This window comes from Georgenia sp. G2120 (assembly GCF_055326485.1).
Genome location: NZ_JBUZNL010000006.1, coordinates 1 through 17,098 on the forward strand (window position 1 = coordinate 1; position 17,098 = coordinate 17,098).

A 17,098-nucleotide genomic window follows, 5' to 3' on the forward strand; every position below is an offset into this window, starting at 1 on the left:
GGCTCTTCCGGATTGAGGGTGTAGACGGCCTGGCGCGGTGGTGAGCGAGGTGCCGGCGTGTCAGCGTCCAGATAGGGGTCGAGGTCTTCCGATGATGGGGGTTCTCACGCCACCCACCGGGAAGACCTCGACGTGCCTGACGCTACCTTCGCCCGCCCTGATCTGACCACGTTCGCTCGTCTGGACGAGCTCGGCTTGGAGGTCGTCGGCCAGCGCATCGAGCCTGGTCGGGCGGTCCTGGCCTGCAGGGTCGTCGAACCGGACAGCTGGTGCCGGCGGTGCGGGTGCGAGGGCGTCGCGCGGGACACCGTCACGCGCGAGCTCGCTCACGAGCCTTTGGGGTGGCGTCCCACGACGCTGGAGGTGAGGGTGCGTCGGTACCGGTGCACGGGCTGCGGGCACGTGTGGCGTCAGGACACGACCGCCGCGGCCGAGCCGCGCGCTCGGCTCTCCCGCCGCGGGTTGCGGTGGGCGCTGGAAGGGATCGTGTGCCAGCACTTGAGTGTCGCTCGTGTCGCCGAGGGGCTGGGGGTCTCGTGGAACACCGCCAACGCCGCGGTCCTGACCGAAGGACGCCGCGTCCTCATCGATGATCCGACCCGGTTCGACGGCGTCAGCGCCATCGGTGTCGACGAGCATGTCTGGCGCCACACCCGCCGCGGCGACAGGTTCGTGACCGTGATCATCGACCTCACCGCTGTTCGCGAGGGGACCGGCCCGTCCCGGCTGCTGGACATGGTCGAGGGCCGCTCGAAACACGCCTTCAAGCAGTGGCTCGCGGGCCGGCCGCAGGACTGGCGCGACGGGGTCGAGATCGTCGCGATGGACGGCTTCACCGGGTTCAAGACCGCCGCCGCCGAAGAGCTGCCCGACGCGGTCGCCATCATGGATCCTTTTCACGTGGTCCGCCTCGCTGGCGACGCGCTCGATGACTGCCGGCGCCGTGTCCAGCAGGACACCTGCGGGCACCGGGGCCGCAAGGGCGATCCGCTCTACGCCGCCCGCCGGACCCTGCACACCGGCGCCGACCTGCTCACCGAGAAGCAGTCCCAGCGCCTGGAGGGCCTGTTCGACGGCGACACCCACGTAGCGGTCGAGGCCGCCTGGGCCGTCTACCAGCGCATGATCGCCGCCTACCGCGTCCCCGACCGCGCACATGGTCGCCAGCTCATGGCCCAGCTCATCGCCTCCGTCAGCTCCACCGTGCCAGCCGCCCTGACCGAGCTGCGCAAGCTGGGCAGGACCCTGAAGCGCCGCGCCGCCGACGTGCTCGCCTACTTCGACCGGCCCGGCACGTCCAACGGCCCCACCGAGGCCATGAACGGCAGGCTCGAGCACCTGCGCGGCTCGGCCCTCGGCTTCCGCAACCTGACCAACTACATCGCCCGATCACTACTCGAGACGGGCGGATTCCGACCCCAACTACACCCTCGAATGTGAAGAGCCCGTTTTGTTTATCGCCTATGTTGCGTAAATGGCTGGCGAGCTTCTCTTGCGCGATCCTCTCCGAGGTCGACTGACACCGGGCTGCCGGACCGAGTCTCGCCCAGGAGCCGCGGCCGTCGGTTGACTTCGATATCGCAGTGACGATGCTTGACGTCGAAAAGGTAGTCACGTACTTTGACGTCATTATCGACGTCGGAGGTTCGGATGGCATACACCGGAACGGTGACGGGTCCCGAGTCCCTAGGCAGGATCCTTCAGCAGGCCCGGCTGCTCTCGGGGCTCACACAACGTGAGCTGGCCGAGCAGCTGGGCACCACCCAGAAGTACGTCTGGGAGCTCGAGGCCGGCAAGCCGTCGATCCTCGTCGACCGTCTCTTCGCCTTCATGCGCGCGACCGGGATGGAGCTGAGCGCCACGATCACACCTCCCGACGACGATGGGTGACCTCGCCGTCGACCTGTACGGCACCCGCATCGGACGGCTGACCGGCGATCGCCGGACCTTCGACCTCGTGCCGGACCCGGGTGCCGTGGCGAGGTTCGGGCTCGACAGTCAGGTGCTGTCGGTCGCGATCCCGCTGTCCGCCGTGCCCGTTCGCGCGCGCCGGGCGCAGCGGCAGAACTACTTCGCCGAGCTGCTGCCGGAGGGGCGCATGCTCACCGGGCTCGCGCAACAGGCGCGCGTGCCCGAGACCGATGTGCTCGGGCTCCTGCGCGCGCACGGTCGCGACATCGCGGGTGCGCTCCAGATCTGGGACCCCGAGCAGCCCGGCGAGCCCCGCACTCCCGCCGTGGAACCGCGAGATGCGGCTGAGGTGGCCCAGATGCTGCGTGAGGTCGGGGGGCGACCACTGGGCAACGCGCCCGTCCGGGGGAAGACGTCCCTCGCCGGTGTGCAGGACAAGATCGTCCTCGCCCGTGTCGGTGGCGTGTGGGCGCAGGTGCTCGACGGATGGCCGTCCACGCACATCCTCAAGCCCGTCCCCGTCGATGCGCCGACGACGATCTACGACGAGGAGTACGGCTCTCGGATCGCGCGGGCACTGGGGCTCGCGTCGCACGCGACCTGGATCGACGACTTCGACGGTGTGCCGGCGCTCGTGATCGAGCGCTACGACCGGTCTCCCGACCTGTCCGAGGGGCGCCTGCATCAGGAGGACTTCAACCAGGTCCTCGGGGCGTCAGGGGACGAGAAGTACCAGCGGCACGGCGGCAGGGTGAGTCTCGCGAGGATCGCCGCCGCCCTCGGTGCTGCGGCGGGCCGCGAGTCCGTCGACGAGCTGTTCCGGCTCCTGGTTCTCAGCGTCGCCGTCGGCAATCTCGACATGCACGCCAAGAACGTCTCGCTCCTGCATCCCCCAGACGGGTCGATGCGTCTCGCGCCGGCCTACGACGTCGTTCCACAGGCACACCAGCCCACCGACGGCGAGCTCGCGCTGTCGGTCGCGGGGGAGTACTGGCACGCCGCCGTCACCGGCGAGCATCTGCTCGGCGAGGGCCGATCGTGGGGTGCGCGAGGCGCTGAAGGCCTGATGACGACGACGCTCGAGGCCGTTCTGGAGGTGGTGGCGAACGAGGAGCCGCACGATGGCGCGCACCCGCGTCTCCACGACGACATTGCCGGCTTCGTCACGAACCTGCTGGCTGGACGGCCTGCGGGCATGCCTGGCGCCTCTACGTGATGACCAAGAGGTCGCGAACGCCACGCGGCCGCTATGACGGCGGAGTGGGCACCCAGGTGATGTCCCCGCCAGCGGTTATGGTCGATCGGTGATCACAGGAGACCTCAGGAGCAGGATCGATCGCGTCTGGGACGCGTTCTGGTCGGGCGGGATCAGCAACCCCCTCGAGGTGGTCGAGCAGATCACCTACCTGCTCTTCCTGCGGCGCCTCGACGACCGCCAGGTGCTCGCGGAGAGGCGGCAGCGGCTGACGGGTGAGCTCGTCGACGCCGTGTACGAGCCCGAGCAGGAGCACATGCGCTGGTCGCGCTTCAGGAACGACGCTCCCGAGGTCATGTTCCGCGTGGTCTCCGAGGAGGTGTTCCCGTGGCTGCGCCGGCTCGGCGCCCGGGTCGGCGGCGAGGACTCCACCTACGGCACCCACATGCGGGACGCCCGCTTCACGATCCCGAGCGCCGCGCTTCTCGCGAAGGTCGTCGACCTCGTCAACGAGATCCCGCTGGACGACCGGGACACGAACGGCGACCTGTACGAGTACCTGCTCTCGCAGCTCTCCACCGCGGGGAAGAACGGCCAGTTCCGCACGCCGCGGCACATCATCCAGCTGATGGTCGACCTCATGGCGCCCGGGCCGAAGGACGTCATCGGCGACCCGGCCGCGGGCACCGCCGGGTTCCTCGTGTCCGCGAGCGAGTACGTCCGCGAGCACCACCCGGCCTCGCTGAGCGATCCCGACCAGCGCCGGCACTTCCACCGACGGATGTTCCACGGGCACGACTTTGACTCGACGATGCTGCGCATCGGGGCGATGAACATGCTCCTGCACGGCGTGGAGTCGCCGGACATCTCCTACCGTGACTCCCTGTCCGAGGAGGCGTCCGACGAGAAGGACAAGTACACGCTCATCCTCGCGAACCCGCCGTTCGCCGGCTCGCTCGACCACGAGTCGACGGCGAAGAACCTCCAACAGGTGGCCCGGACGAAGAAGACCGAGCTGCTGTTCCTCGCGCTGTTCCTTCGGCTGCTGCAGCCGGGCGGGCGTGCGGCGGTCATCGTGCCCGACGGCGTGCTGTTCGGCTCGACGAAGGCCCACAAGGAGCTGCGCCGGACGATCGTGGAAGACCAGAAGCTCGACGGCGTGGTCAAGCTCCCGTCCGGCGTCTTCAGGCCCTACGCCGGGGTCTCGACGGCGATCCTACTGTTCACCAAGACCGGCTCCGACGGGACCAACGGCGTGTGGTTCTACGACGTCCAGGCCGACGGGTTTTCCCTCGACGACAAGCGCCAGGAGATCGAGGCCAGCGACCTCGACGACGTCCGCGCGCGGTGGGTCAACCGCACGACGACGGAGCGCGACCGGGCGCGGACCGACCAATCGTTCGTGGTCCCCAAGGAGGAGATCGTCGAGCAGGGCTACGACTTGTCGATCAACCGGTACAAGGAGGTGGTCCACGAGGAGGTCGAGCATCGCAGCCCCGCCGAGATCCTCGCGGACATCGAGAAGCTCGACGCCGAGATCGAGGTCGGCATCGCCGAGCTGAAGGAGCTTCTGGCGTGAATACTGTCCGCCTTGGTGATCTAGTAGAGCCAGCGAAGTTGAGGCGTGCTGGTGACTCTGACCTGCCGATCCTGTCGATGACGCGGCACGACGGGCTCGTGGCGCAATCGGCGCGGTTTCGTAAACGGATTGCCAGCCTAAATACTTCGACCTACAAGATTGTTGAGCGAAATCAGCTCGTAGTCTCTTTCCCCATCGATGAAGGAGTTCTGGATTTCCAGACGGAGCATGCCGCAGCGATAGTGAGCCCTGCCTATGGGGTGTGGAATCTCCGTTCGCCGGAACTGATAGATGTTGATTACCTGGGGCGCTTCTTGCGATCCGACCGGGCGTTAGAATACTACCGAGAGAAGTTGCGTGGAAGTACGCAGCGGAGGCGTGCGTTACCCAGAGCAGATTTCGACGCGATGCCGGTGCCTCTACCAGCTATCGACGAGCAGCGTCGAATTGCCGCAATCCTCGACGCTGCCGATGCGGTCCGTGCGAGACGGGCCTCGCTTGTCGGGCAGTGCCGTCGGCTCTCGCAGGCCGTCTTCCACGCGATGTTTGGTCCGTTGCAAACATCAGGTGCTCGGCGTGTTCCGGTGCACGAAGTTGTCCATCGGATTTCAACGGGGTCGAGCCCGGTGTGCGAGAGTCGGCCAGCATCTGCCGACGAGTGGGGTGTGCTGAAACTCGGTGCGGTGACCTACGGCGTGTTCAATCCCGAAGAGAACAAGGCGTTTCTCGGGGACGTGGAGTCGTTCAAGGCGCACGAGGTGAAGCCAGGCGACGTCCTGATGACTCGAAAGAACACTCCTGAACTGGTCGGCGCAGTTGCCCTGGTTGGCGATGTCCGTGAACGACTCTTGCTGCCCGACTTGGTCTTCCGTCTTGAACTAGATTCGGCTCAGATCGATGCGACGTACTTCCAGGCGTTGATGATGAGTTCCGGGAAGCGCAAGGAGGTTCGGGCACTAGCGGGTGGCGCAGCTGCAAGCATGTCAAACATCTCTCAGGGACGCCTTCGTTCGCTTCCGATCGAATTGCCCCTTCTGGAGGTTCAGCGCGAGTTCGCCACCAAGATCGAGGCGATCAACACGCGTCGTGACAGCGTCGAGCGTGCGCTCGCACTCGACGACGAACTCTTCGCATCCCTGCAGTCCCGCGCGTTCACGGGAGAACTATGAGCACCGGGCCGGTCCCGACCTGGGAGGAGTACATGGCGCCCGCTCTGCGGGTGCTGTCCGACGGTGAGGTGCACCTCGTCCGGCAGGCGGTCGAGGCGGCCGCGGACCTTCTCGGCGTCACGGCGGAGGAGCGCCTCCAACTGACCGCCTCGGGAGAGCCCCGCTACCGCAACCGTGCGATGTGGGCGCTGTCCTACCTCGTCCGGGCGGACGCCGCCGTCCGTCCCCAGCGCGCCCACTACCGGATCACGGACGCTGGACGACAGCTGCTCGCCGTGCACCCCAACGGCATCACCGAGAAGGACCTTCGTCAGCTGCCCGGGTACGTCTCGCCGCAGGTGCGCTCGAACAAGGCGAACGGGGTGTCGTCGTCGGAGGGGTCGGTATCAGCGTCGACGGCGCAGACGAAGGAAGCCGAGTCGGTCCTCTCGCCGCTCGAGCAGGTCGAGGAAGGGATCGGCCGCATCCACGCCGACGTCGAGCTCGACCTCCTGGAGCGCCTGCATGCGCAGGACCCGGCGTTCTTCGAGCAGGCCGTCCTCGAGGTGCTCATGGCCATGGGTTACGGGGGAGCGGACGGAACAGCGACTCGGACGCAGCTGTCCAACGACGCCGGCATCGACGGGATCATCGACCAGGACCCGCTCGGACTCAGCCGCGTGTACGTCCAGGCCAAGCGGTACAAGACGACCTCGTCGGTCGAACGTCCAGAGGTTCAGGGCTTCGTCGGCGCGCTGCACGGCAAGCAGGCCAGCCAGGGGGTGTTCATCACAACCGGGCGGTTCACGCACGGTGCGGTGGTCTATGCCGAGTCCGTCGCGACGCGCGTCGTCCTTGTCGACGGAGCCCGCCTCGCACGCCTCATGGTCGCCTACGGCGTGGGAGTGCAGGTGAAGAAGTCGTACGACGTGGTCGAGGTCGACGAGGACTTCTTCGAGTAGTGCATGTTTCGAAGTCAGCCGCGGGGACGATCAACCTTCGTGACCTGGAAACATACACAGTCCACAAACATGCAGTTTGTGGGTTGTCCATGTGTATGTTTCACGAGAACAAGCCTCTGACAGTGTCGATGATGAGGAGCCATGGGCAACTTCGACTTCGTGCGTGAGGCGCTGCCGCACCTGCACGAGAGTTGTGCCCGCGCCGAGTCTTACCTCACCACCGACCCGCGGTCGGCCTGCTTCTACGCGCGCCGGGCGATCGAGCAGCTCGTCCTCCACCTGTACGATCTGCATGACATCCCCGAGCCGTACCGGGACGACCTCGCCGCCCGAATCCACGAGTCGGCGTTCCGGACGCGGACGGGAGCCGGCGTCGGCATCGTCGCCAAGCTCGACCTCATCCGGAAGAACGCCAACCGCGCGGTCCACGACAACCGACCGGTTCGCCCCGACGTGGCCCTCGCGGTGCTGCGCGAGCTCCTCCACGTCATGGTGTGGGCCGCGTTTCACCACTCGCCACGCCCGGAGCTGGCCCCCACGCAGGCCCGGTTCGACCCCGAGCACGCCGCGAAGGCCGCCCCGCTGTCCCGCGCCGAGCTCGTGCGCCTGGCTGAGAAGTTCACCGAGCAGGACGAGGCGCACGCCCGCGAGGTCGCCGCCCGCGACGAGGCGCTCGCGGCCCATGAGGCCGAGATCGCCCGCCTGCGCGAGGAGATCGCCGCCGCCCAGGAGAAGGCGGCCGCGGACGGCGTGCAGGACGACCGCGACTACGGCGAGGCACAGACCCGCACCGACCTCATCGACAACGACCTCCGGGCCGCCGGCTGGGACCCGTCAGTGCCGGGCGTACGCGAGGTCGTTGTCGAGGGCATGCCGACCGCCTCCGGCACCGGTCGCGCGGACTACGTCCTGTGGGGCAACGACGGGTTGCCGCTCGCGGTGGTCGAGGCCAAGCGGACGTCTGCCAGCCCCGCAGCCGGGCAGCAGCAGGCGAAGCTCTACGCCGACTCATTCGAGGACCGGCACGGGCGCCGCCCGGTCATCTACTACTCGAACGGGTTCGAGGTCTGGCTGTGGGACGACGCCGCCGGCTATCCGCCCCGCAAGGTGAGCGGATTCGCCACGCGTGACGAGCTCGAGCTGATGATCCAGCGCCGCCGCACTCGTGTGTCGACGTCGTCGGTTTCGATCTCCACCGAGATCGTCGACCGGCACTACCAGACTCGGGCCATCCGGGCGGTCGGGGACGCCTTCGAGGCCCGGCGCCGCGCGGCACTGCTCGTCATGGCCACCGGCTCGGGCAAGACCCGCACGGTCATCGCCCTGGTCGACCAGCTCATGCGCGCCGGCTGGGTCAAGCGCATCCTCTTCCTCGCCGACCGCACCGCGCTGGTCAACCAGGCCACCAACGCCTTCAAGGCGCACCTGCCCACGGCCACCACAGTCAACGTCCTCGGCGCGAACACCGCGGAGCTCGCAGGCGGCCGCATCTACGTCTCGACCTACCCCACGATGCTCAACCGCATGCAGGAGCGCGACGACTCCGGCCGGCTCCGGTTGGGGCCCGGCTTCTTCGACCTCGTCGTGGTCGACGAGGCCCACCGCTCCGTCTACGCCCGCTACGGCGCGATCTTCGAGCACTTCGACGCCCTCCTCGTCGGGCTGACCGCCACGCCCAAGGACGAGGTCGACCACAACACGTACCGCCTCTTCCATCTTGAGGACGGGGTCCCGACGGACGCCTACGACCTCGCCGACGCCGTGAAGGACGGCTTCCTCGTGCCGCCGCGGGCCGTCTCGGTGAGCACCCGGTTTCTGCGCCAGGGCATCCGCTACGACGACCTGACCGAGGAGGAGCGCGACGAGTGGGACGCCCTCGAGTGGGGCGACGAGACGCCGGACGAGATCGACGCCGAGGCGCTCAACAAGTTCCTCTTCAACGCCGACACCGTGGACAAGGTTCTCGGCACGCTCATGTCCGAGGGCCACAAGGTGGCCGGCGGGGAGCGGATCGGCAAGACGATCATCTTTGCGAAGAACCAGGCCCACGCGGAGTTCATCGCCCGGCGCTTCGACGCCGGCTGGCCCGAGCACGCCGGCCACCTCGCACGCGTGATCACCTCGTCCTCGGCCTACGCACAGAGCCTCGTCGATGACTTCTCCCAGCCGGACAAGGCCCCGCACATCGCCATCAGCGTGGACATGCTCGACACGGGCATCGACGTCCCCGAGGTGGTCAACCTCGTCCTGTTCAAGACGATCCACTCGCGGACGAAGTTCTGGCAGATGATCGGCCGCGGCACACGGTTGCGCCCCGACCTGTACGGACCGGGGCGGGACAAGACCGACTTCCTCGTGCTCGACTTCTGCGGAAACCTCGAGTACTTCGAACAGGACCTGCCCGGCGTCGAGTCAACGACCGCGAAGTCGCTCACCCAGCGCCTCGTGGAGTCGCGGGTGGCGCTTCTGGCCGCCCTGACCGGCTCCGCCGGGACGTCCGACGCCGAGGCCGGCTTCCGTCGCGGACTCGCCGACGCCCTGCACCGCTTCACGGCGGGGATGACCCCGGACAACGTGCTCGTCCGCCCGCACCGCCGGGTCGTCGAACGCCTCGCCCGGCGCGAGCAGTGGGACCACCTCACCCCGGCCGACGTCGAGGACGCCCTCTCCATCGCCGGACTGCCGTCCGCGGACACCGCGCGGGGTGGGGGAGAGGTCGAGGCGAGGCGGTTCGACCTGCTGGTCCTGCGCCGACAGCTCGCCCAGGTCGAGTGCGACCCGGGCACGGCAGAGAAGGTTCGAGCGGCCGTCCAGGAGATCGCCGCCGACCTGCTCACCCGGACCTCGATCCCGTCGGTCGCCGAGCAGGCCCGCCTCCTCGAGGCCGTCGCCGGTGATGCCTGGTGGGAGGGGGCCACGCTCCCGTTGCTGGAGGAGCTGCGCGTGACCGTGCGCGGTCTGGTCCAGTTCGTCGGCCGTACGCGGCGCAGCCCGGTCTACTCGGACTTCGAGGACACCCTCGGGGAGGCGACCGAGATCGAGCTCGGCCCCGTCACCCCCGGCCTCGACCCCGAGCGGTTCCGCGCGGCGACCCAGGCGTACCTGCGCGCGCACGCCGACCAGGTCGCCGTGCAGAAGCTTCGCCGGAACAAGCAGCTCACCGCCGCGGACCTCTCCGCCCTCGAACGCATCCTCGCCGAGGCGGGAGCCGACGGTGGCCAGCTCGCCGCGGCCGCGGAGCAGAGCGGGGGACTGGGGCTGTTCGTCCGCTCGCTCGTCGGGCTCGAGCGGGACGCCGCGGTCGAGGCGTTCGCGCGGTTCCTCGACTCCGGGACCTACACGGTCTCCCAGATCCGGTTCGTCCAGCTCATCGTCGACGAGGTGACGCGCAACGGGGTGATGTCACCGGGCCGGCTGTTCGAGTCGCCGTTCACCGACCAGGCGCCCACCGGGCCCGACTACATGTTCGCCGAGCGCGAGGTCGAGCTCATCGCCGGGGCGCTGCAGGAGATCCGCGCCCGCGCTGTGCCCGTCGACGTGGCCTGACGCCGCCGGGCCGGGGCGCCGGAGCACCGTCGGGCCGGCTCAGCGCCTCGCGTTCCACCAGGAGCGCGCCGACTCCTCGCCGAGCAGCCAGGCCACCGCGATCGCGCCGGGGATGTAGAACCAGACCGCGGGGCCGATCTCGGCGCCCTCCTCGGCCTGCCCGTACCCGAGGGTGGCGAGAAAGAAGACGCCGATCGCGGAGAGCACGAGGAGCCCCCCGAGTGCCACGTCGATCCCGCGGCGCATGCCGGAGTCCCGCTGCGCGGCGTGGAACCCCAGCGAGACGAGCGCGAGGATCGAGAGGAGCAACGGCAGGGTGACGACGACCGCCACGACCACACCGGGGCCACCCTGGTCCTCGACGACCCCGTCGGCGACCGCCTTGATCCCCGCCCAGCCCAGGGCGAACGACGTCGGCTCGCCATCGACCGTGTACCCGAGGAACGGCAGGACCAGGCCCGCCACGAGCAGGGCGCCCGCCGCGCCCAGGACGAGGCGGACCAGGGCGTTCTCGAGCGTGCGCACGCGTTCCTCGAGCACCCGCACGTCGCGGTGGAGATCGGTGGAGCGGGGTCCGTCGGTCATGGCGTCTCCGTCGTCGTGCCCGAGAGTGTCGAGGTGAGAGTAGTGGGCGGCCGGGGCGCGAGTCGGGGACGCCGATGGGTCCTCCTCCCGTTGCGCTCGTCGCGTCGTCCGTCTCCGGGCACGGCGGCCCGGGCGGCACGCACGAACCGCAACCTCGACGACGAACCGCACCCTCGTCGGTGTGAGCCGCACTCTCGGCCGCGACGAACCGCAGTCTCGACGTGCACCAACCGCAATGTCGACGCGAGGAGAGGTGTGGCCCGGATGACGCCCGCGTGAGGCCGAGCACCCTCTACGCGAGGCGCGTCGTGCCGTAGGATCGTGAGGATCGTGCGTGCCCACGCCTGCTCGACGAGGCGTGCGGCGCCACCCCACGGGTCCCACCGCGCCGCCGTGCGCGCTGCCCCGTGCTCAAGTCATCTACCGACGAGTTGGAGTACCCCGCAGTGAAGACGGACGTGGAGAACCTCGAGGCCACCAAGGCCAGGCTGACCGTGACGGTCCCGTACGAGGACCTCAGCTCGGCGATCGACTCCGCCTACGCCACGGTCTCCCAGCAGGTGAGCATCCCCGGCTTCCGCAAGGGCAAGGTCCCGGCCCGGATCATCGACCAGCGCGTCGGCCGCGCCGTGGTCCTCGACCAGGCGATCAACAGCCAGATCGACTCCCTGTACCGCGAGGCCGTCGGCGAGGCCGGCATCAACCCGCTCGGCCGCCCGGAGATCGAGGTCACCGAGCTCCCGGCCGTCACCGGCCCCCTCGGCGGCCAGCTCGTCTTCACCGCCACGATGGACGTGCGCCCCGAGCTCGAACTCCCCGACTTCTCGACGATCACCCTGACGGTGGCCGACTCCGAGGTCTCGGACGAGGACGTCGAGGAGCGCCTCACCGCGCTGCGCGAGCGCTTCGGCACGCTGACCGGCGTGGACCGCGCCGTCGAGACCGGTGACTTCGTCACCCTCGACCTGTCCGCCATGGTCGACGGCGAGGAGGTCGACACCGCCTCCGGCATCTCCTACGAGGTCGGTTCCGGCTCGATGCTCCCCGGCCAGGACGAGGCCCTCGTCGGCCTCACCGCCGGCAAGGAGGGCACGTTCACCACGACGCTCGCCGGCGGCGACCACGCCGGCAAGGAGGCCGACGTCTCCGTGACGCCGACCGCCGTCAAGGTGCGCGAGCTCCCCGAGGCCGACGACGACTTCGCCCAGCTCGCCTCCGAGTTCGACACGCTCGAGGAGCTGCGCGCCGACCTGCGCACCCAGGTGGCCTCGGACCGCGCGGGCAACCAGGCCGTCGAGGCCCGCGACCTCCTGCTCGCCCACCTGCGCGAGAACCTCGAGGTCCCGATCCCGTCCGGCGTGGTCGACGCCGAGATCGCGCGCCACCTCGAGGCCGAGGGCAAGCCCGAGGGCGACCCGCACGGCGAGGAGATCCGCGGCGAGACCGAGGAGCTGCTCCGCGACCAGATCATCCTCGACACGATCTCCGACCAGGTCGACGTCCAGGTCTCGCAGAACGAGCTGCTCGAGTTCCTCGTCCAGCAGGCCCAGCAGTACGGCATGGACCCGAACAACTTCATCCAGGCCGCCGGCCAGACCGGCCAGCTGCCCGCCTTCATGGGCGAGGTCGCGCGCAACAAGGCCCTCGCGGTCGTGCTCCGCGACGTCACCGTCGTCGACGGCTCCGGCACCGAGCTCGACCTCAGCGAGTACCTCGGCTCCGAGGAGACCGACAAGGCCGAGGCCGAGGGCAAGGAGTCCGAGGAGTCGGCCGACAGCGCGGACTCCGGCGACTCGGCGGACTCGGCCGACAGCGCCGACTCGGCGGACTCCCCGGACAGCCCCGACTCCGCCGACAGCGCGGACGAGGCCGAGGAGTCCGACGACGACGAGAGCTCCGACGACGAGCCCGCGGACGAGAAGCCGGCGGCCAAGAAGCCCGCCGCGAAGAAGCCTGCCGCGAAGAAGCCGGCGGCCAAGAAGCCGACCGCCACCAAGGCGGCCGCCGACGAGGAGTCCGCCTCCGAGTAGCGTCGGGGCCCCTGCGCAACGCAGGTGCCGAGGTCGACATCGACCGCCGAGGGGCGGCCGGCCATCGCGGCCGGCCGCCCCTCGGCATCTCGTCGATCGGCGAGGCGTGTCGTGGACCGTCCATGTGCAGCGCTGCGCACGGATGCGAACCCGCGGGTGTGAGATTGCCCATTCCGCACCGCTCCATGTCAGCGTTCGGTTCTAATGTCCGACCAGGACACGGCCGCCACCGCCAAGGCTCTCCCCCAGAGCACCGGCACCACGTCCGGAGCACTCGGAGGACCACATGCTCGTCGGACGCGCGTCCGAGCTCGATGCCCTGCACCACCTCGCCCAGGACGCACTGGCGTCCTCCCGGGTGGTCTGGTTCCTCGGCCCCGAAGGAGTGGGAAAGTCTGCGCTCGCCGAGCGCACCGCGGAGCTGGCCGGCCGTCCGGTGCTCCGGGTCGACCTGTTCCCCGAGGACCGGCACAACCGGCGCTACGCCGTCGAGGCGATGGCAGCCCTGATCGACATCGACCTCGGTAGCGCCCCGCAGGCCGAGGGACGGGGCGCGTCCGACCCGGTCGAGAGCATCCTGCGCGCGCTCGCGTCCCGCGGACCGGTCTGCATCCGGATCGAGGACGCGCAGTGGCTCGACGACGAGTCGCGAGCGATCCTCTGGCAGCTCGTCCGACGGCTGCTCGACCTGCCCGTCCTGCTCCTGATCACGAGTCTCGACGACGAGGACGACGGTGTCCTCTTCGACGGACTGCGCCTCCTGCTCAGGCTGCCGGAGCGCGGCAGGGTCGTGGCCGTCGAGCCGCTCGGCCGGGCCGCCGTCGCCGAGCTCGTGAACTCGGGCCTCGGAACCGCGGTCACCGGGTGGACTCTCGACCGGATCGTGGCGGTGACCGGTGGGTACCCGGCCCTGGTGATGTCGCTCGTCGATCAGCTGAGGCGCGCCGAGTCCATCGCCGGAATCCGCACGGTCCTGCGGTCCCTCGGTGAGCAGGCCGCAGGCAGCGGCCTGCTGCGACGGCACGCCACGCGGGTCCTGACCGACACCACGCCGGCCCTGCGCACCGGCCTGCTCGCGCTCGGGCTGGGCCGGCAGCTGACGATCCGCCAGGTCGCGCACGTGACCCGGGAGCGTGGCGCGTCGTCCGTCTCGACCGCGGAGCTCGTGGCGACGGGGCTCGTCGAGGTCGTCGGCGTCGATCAGCTGCGGCTGCGGTACCGGATGACCGAGTCGGTGATCGTCGACCACTTCTCGCCCGACGACATCGCGGCCACGCACCGCGTGCTCGGCAGCCTCCTCCGTGGGCCGCGTGGGCTCGAGCACCGGGTGGCGGGCGCGGACCGCTCCGACGTCCCCGAGCTGGTCGCGGAGCTCGGCGCAGACCTGGAGGACGCCTTCCGCCGCGGTGACCGCGAGACCATGTACGAGCGGGCCGTCCTCGCCGCCTCCCTCGATCCCGAACGGGTCCCGGACCTCGTCTTCGCTGCGATCTGGTCCAACCAGCCGTCCCGGCTGGCCGATCACGAGGACGCGATCGAGAACCTTCCGTGGTCGGCCGAGCGCCTTGTCGGCATGAGCTTCCTCGGCGCCGTGGACCTCGACATCAGCGGCACCGCGCAGCTCCTGGAGAGTGTGGAGATCTCCTCCCGCACCTCCGACCGGCAGCTGTTCCTCCTGGGCTACTGGGTGCTCCACGTCGCTGCCCGACGTGGCGCCGTCTCGCTCGCCGAGCTCGCCGTCGCGACCCGACCTGTTCTGCGTGAGCTCCGGGTGCGCGGGCGCAAGCTGGTCGCCGATGGCCAGCTTCGGTTCGGCGAGCGGTTCCTCGGTGACGCCCTGCTCCTCGATCTGACGCTCGAGCACCTGTTCGACGGAGAGGTGCCGTTGATCGACCGGATCCCGCGCATGGAGGCTCTGCGCGCCACGGCGGCGGCAGACGGGCTCGCCGACGGGGTGCCGGAGGCCGGCATCATCATCGACCTCGTGCGCAACGCGGCCGGGGACACGGCCGGGAGCGTCGACCGGCTGACCGCCGTCCCTGCGACCATGAACCCCACGTTGAGGCTGGAGGCCGGCCTCGGTGCCGCCTACACCTGGTTCCTCGCCGGCGACTGGGCCGCCGCCCAGCGGGTGGCCGAGCAGGCGTCGGGGCTCGCGCTCGACCGCCTCATGCTCGACCACTGGCAGCGAGCCTCCGACCTGGCGCGCCTCGTCCCGGTGGTGCAGGGGACGACGCCGACGGTCCCGGAGGTCGAGCTGAGCCATCAGGCGGTGGCCGGTCCGCTGGGCGAGGCGCTGCGCGACGTCGTCAGCGCGTGGAAGGGCGTGGCCCACGACGGCGACCCGAGCGCGACCGGCCGTGTGCTCGACCGACTGTGGGCGGCCGGAACCTTTGATCGTGCGGGCGCCTACCTCACGGGCGTCCTGCGGGTGCGTGCCCACGTCGCGGCCGGAGACCTCGAGGCCGCACGGGCTGCCCGGACCGACCTGGCCGCCGCGTCCTACACGGCGCTGGGCAAGGACTATGCGCTCACCCACGCCGATGCGCTCATCGCGGCGGCCGAGGCGGAGCAGCCCGTCGTCGCCCGCGCGGACTTCGCCGAGGTCGCCCGGCGACTCGCCGCGCACCTCGACGACCAGGGACCGAGCGGCCCCCACCTTCTCGGTGCCGTGCTCGCCGAGGACTGGGGGCTCGCGGTCCTCGCGAGCGTTGCCGACGGCGACCCGGCCGGATCCGGGGCAGGCGATGCCGGCGACCTCTGCCCACCGGACGAGCTGCGGCAGCTGCTCGGCGCGACGTGCGTGCTCCTGGCGACCGCGGGTGCGGGGGAGTGGCAGGCGCGCCTCGAGCGGGTGCGCGAGCGGCTGACGGAGTCGCCCTCCGTCCGGGGGGTGGCCGATGCCTGGTCGACCCTGACCGTGCGCGAGCGCGAGGTGGCCGGACTCGTGTCGGACGGCCTGAGCAACAGGCAGATCGCGACGACACTCTTCGTCACCGTCCGCACGGCCGAGTACCACGTGGGCAACATCCTCGCGAAGCTCGGGCTGGAGTCCCGGCAGGAGCTGCGTCGCACCGTCCTGGCCGCCGACGGCTGAGCCTTCCCGCCGGCTTACCTGTCCGGCAGGGTGACGACGAGCGTGTCCGTCGCGACGGCCTGGACGGGAAGCGGGTGGTCGGTGCTCGTCACCGTGTACACGAACGTGTACCTCAGGGCGCGGGTGTCGTCCTCGACGTCCCCGACCAGCACCGAGGCACCGGCCGTGGAAGGCAGCAGCACGTCGGCCCCGGACGCCGTGACGAAGGGCTGGGTGACGGCGTCGTCGGGGACCGACTGCCACCCGTCGACGGTGAGCCGGTCGACCTCGACCGTCAGGGAGGCGAGCAGGGTCGCGCCGGGCGCGTCGGCCCCGACGACGAGCGTGAGCGGCTTGGTGCCCGACGGCGACCACTCGTCGCGCGGGAGCGTGGACCAGTAGTCCACCTCCAGCACGGCCGCACCGGCGACGAGCTGCCGTTCCGCCGAGCCGGTCGCGAGGTCGTCCACGACGGTGGGCACGCCCGGCCCCGCGACGGGCGCCGGGGAGCTCGCCTCCTCCGAGTCCGAGTCCGAGTCCGAGTCCGAGCCCTCGCTCGCGGCGCCGTCGTCGGACCCGGCCGTGCTCGACGGGCCGACGACCGGCAGGTCGCCGTCGTCCGCCTCGTCCACGACGGTGCCTGCCTCCGAGGCCGACTCGCCCGTGGTGGTGCCCTCCTCGGCCGCCGCACTCGCCTCCCAGGGAGGCGTGCCGCACCCGCCGAGAGCAACCGCCGCGCCGAGGGCGATCAGTGCCAGGGCGGGGGCCCGCCGTCGCCGTCGCGTCATGTCGTCCACATCCTTCTCCGTGCGGGCGCGGCCTGCGGCGCCCGGTCGGAGCCACTCTGCGGTGTCCGGGCGTCCCGGCCTAGACCTCGGGCCACCAGTCTCCGGATCCCGGTGGCGGCGAGCCCCGACCCCGTACCGCACCTGGGGCAGACCCGTACGGCACCGGTGGTCGTCGACGAGGGATTCACGTGGTCCGGCGGAAGGAACTGGTGGTCGCGCACCTGGTCACCACACGCGTCGGGGCGCAGGATCGAGGCCGTCCCCCACGCTGGAAGGCC

General features: G+C 70.2%; 11 protein-coding genes. 9 read left to right on the top strand and 2 right to left on the bottom strand.

What is annotated here, in order from left to right:
• Positions 1 to 132: 132 nt before the first annotated feature.
• From ACZLMO_RS08290 to ACZLMO_RS08320, 7 genes are all read left to right on the top strand, one after another.
• A complete protein-coding gene (locus ACZLMO_RS08290; protein ID WP_425713489.1) occupies positions 133 to 1,440 on the top strand; it encodes an ISL3 family transposase in 1,308 nt (435 codons plus the stop codon).
• A gap of 210 nt (positions 1,441 to 1,650) precedes the next feature.
• Positions 1,651 to 1,890: a helix-turn-helix domain-containing protein gene (locus ACZLMO_RS08295; protein WP_425714897.1), complete on the top strand. Its 240-nt coding sequence runs from the start codon at positions 1,651 to 1,653 to the stop codon at positions 1,888 to 1,890.
• Positions 1,883 to 3,127, top strand: a complete 1,245-nt coding sequence (locus tag ACZLMO_RS08300) for a type II toxin-antitoxin system HipA family toxin (RefSeq protein ID WP_463653458.1) — start codon at positions 1,883 to 1,885, stop codon at positions 3,125 to 3,127. Before ACZLMO_RS08295 ends, ACZLMO_RS08300 begins: the two co-directional genes overlap by 8 nt.
• Before the next feature lie 88 nt (positions 3,128 to 3,215).
• A complete protein-coding gene (locus ACZLMO_RS08305; RefSeq protein ID WP_463653459.1) occupies positions 3,216 to 4,685 on the top strand; it encodes a type I restriction-modification system subunit M in 1,470 nt (489 codons plus the stop codon).
• Entirely contained in the window at positions 4,682 to 5,854 is a 1,173-nt protein-coding gene (locus ACZLMO_RS08310) for a restriction endonuclease subunit S domain-containing protein (RefSeq protein WP_463653460.1), read from the top strand. The genes ACZLMO_RS08305 and ACZLMO_RS08310 overlap by 4 nt, the downstream gene beginning before the upstream one ends.
• Entirely contained in the window at positions 5,851 to 6,795 is a 945-nt protein-coding gene (locus ACZLMO_RS08315; protein ID WP_463653461.1) for a restriction endonuclease, read from the top strand. Before ACZLMO_RS08310 ends, ACZLMO_RS08315 begins: the two co-directional genes overlap by 4 nt.
• A 141-nt stretch (positions 6,796 to 6,936) precedes the next feature.
• Positions 6,937 to 10,341, top strand: a complete 3,405-nt coding sequence (locus ACZLMO_RS08320; RefSeq protein ID WP_463653462.1) for a DEAD/DEAH box helicase family protein — start codon at positions 6,937 to 6,939, stop codon at positions 10,339 to 10,341.
• Between the two features lie 39 nt (positions 10,342 to 10,380).
• Here ACZLMO_RS08320 and ACZLMO_RS08325 read toward each other — a convergent pair whose 3' ends face one another.
• The gene (locus tag ACZLMO_RS08325; protein ID WP_463653463.1) at positions 10,381 to 10,926 is read right to left on the bottom strand and encodes a hypothetical protein; all 546 of its coding nucleotides are present in this window, start codon (positions 10,924 to 10,926) and stop codon (positions 10,381 to 10,383) included.
• 446 nt (positions 10,927 to 11,372) lie between these two features.
• On the opposite strand from ACZLMO_RS08325, the gene tig reads away from it, so the two are divergent.
• Positions 11,373 to 12,956: a trigger factor gene (tig, locus tag ACZLMO_RS08330; protein WP_463653464.1), complete on the top strand. Its 1,584-nt coding sequence runs from the start codon at positions 11,373 to 11,375 to the stop codon at positions 12,954 to 12,956.
• Between the two features lie 286 nt (positions 12,957 to 13,242).
• Positions 13,243 to 16,053 carry a helix-turn-helix transcriptional regulator gene (locus tag ACZLMO_RS08335; protein WP_463653465.1) on the top strand — a complete coding sequence of 937 codons (2,811 nt, stop codon included), beginning with the start codon at positions 13,243 to 13,245 and terminating at the stop codon, positions 16,051 to 16,053.
• Between the two features lie 14 nt (positions 16,054 to 16,067).
• Here the strand turns inward: ACZLMO_RS08335 and ACZLMO_RS08340 are convergent, their stop codons facing one another.
• Positions 16,068 to 16,820 carry a hypothetical protein gene (locus tag ACZLMO_RS08340; RefSeq protein WP_425714892.1) on the bottom strand — a complete coding sequence of 251 codons (753 nt, stop codon included), beginning with the start codon at positions 16,818 to 16,820 and terminating at the stop codon, positions 16,068 to 16,070.
• Between the last annotated feature and the right edge of the window lie 278 nt (positions 16,821 to 17,098).